The 1128-nt window shown below is 37.4% G+C and carries 1 protein-coding gene and 1 pseudogene; one reads left to right on the top strand and one right to left on the bottom strand.

Translation table 11 applies throughout. The features are described 5' to 3' along the window. Positions 1–79 precede the first annotated feature (79 nt). Positions 80–916 (top strand): hypothetical protein, encoded by an 837-nt coding sequence (locus FJR06_RS05115; RefSeq protein ID WP_168651000.1) that lies wholly within the window; start codon positions 80–82, stop codon positions 914–916. Between the two features lie 29 nt (positions 917–945). Here FJR06_RS05115 and FJR06_RS05110 read toward each other — a convergent pair. Next, positions 946–1128, bottom strand: a pseudogene (locus FJR06_RS05110) (hypothetical protein); the annotation flags it as partial.

The following is a 1128-nucleotide window of genomic DNA, read 5'->3' as shown; positions in this document are numbered from 1 at the left end:
ATTTATCTTCCAAATGCTTCGCCCCTACCGACAACTGACAACCGACAACTGACAACCGACAACTAATTAGCTTAAAGTTATGGCAAGAGCAATTGAACGGATAGAAAAAGATATTACTGAATTAAAAGAGGCGATTAGGGCGATCGCTCACGAACTCAATTTAGCCTATACTAAATATATAAATACCTTGGGATCAGCCTTACAAAAACAATTGATTTTGGCTAGTTATTACCTGTGTACCCAAGGATATCCTGATGAATTTCTGAACTTATCACTAAATCAACGGCAAAAATTACAACAAAGCCTTCGTAAATTAAGTCAACAAGCCGCTAAAGAATTAATTAGTTATATTCAACCTCCAGAAGTTACCCAAACAGAAGCAGTTGTAGAAATTGAGGAGGAAGAAGAAAACGAAGAAAACGAAGAAAACGAACAACAACCTCAAGCATTAGATCCTTCTAACCCCATAGAACTAGTTGAATGGCAACAAAATTTAGAAGAAGAGATTCAAGAAACTTTAAAAAAAGTCTCCCAATCAGCTAATATCTTCATCCAAAAAACAGGGGTTTTACCCAAAAAACTACCAGAACCGATTTTAGTCGCTGCCACCGCTGCTGCTGCTGCTTCAGAAGCTTCTAGTAATATGATACCCAGCCCTCCCAATTTATTAAACTTAGTCATAGAAATTCGTAATGAGGAAGATTCCGAAGATTCTAGCCTCACTCAGATTATGGCTATTCACTTACGACTAGGAGAAATAGAATTTGCTGAAGCAACACTATTGTCAGAACGCAAGGCAATTCGTAATATTTTAATGCAATTGAATAAACTCGGACGAGAATATCAAAAAAGACAACGAGAACTTAAAATTGCTGAAGCTGAAGCCGCTTGGCGTGCTAGTTGGTTTGAGGATTAGTACCGCAGGGCGGAATGAAAAATGCAAAATTAAAAATTAGAACCTGTATAGGTTATTGAAAATATATATCTATTAAAACTACATACTCCCTTGACAACTGACAACTGTACGGGCGAAGCATTTGGAGAACTATTTTTGGCAATGACCGATAATTTATCTTCCAAATGCTTCGCCCCTACTAACAACTGACAACTGTACGGGCTGTCTCTTAT

Source organism: Dolichospermum sp. UHCC 0352 (assembly GCF_009711925.1).
Classification (GTDB): domain Bacteria; phylum Cyanobacteriota; class Cyanobacteriia; order Cyanobacteriales; family Nostocaceae; genus Dolichospermum; species Dolichospermum lemmermannii.
The sequence above is the reverse complement of the archived record's forward strand: the minus strand, read 5'-3'. Positions and strand labels throughout refer to the sequence as shown.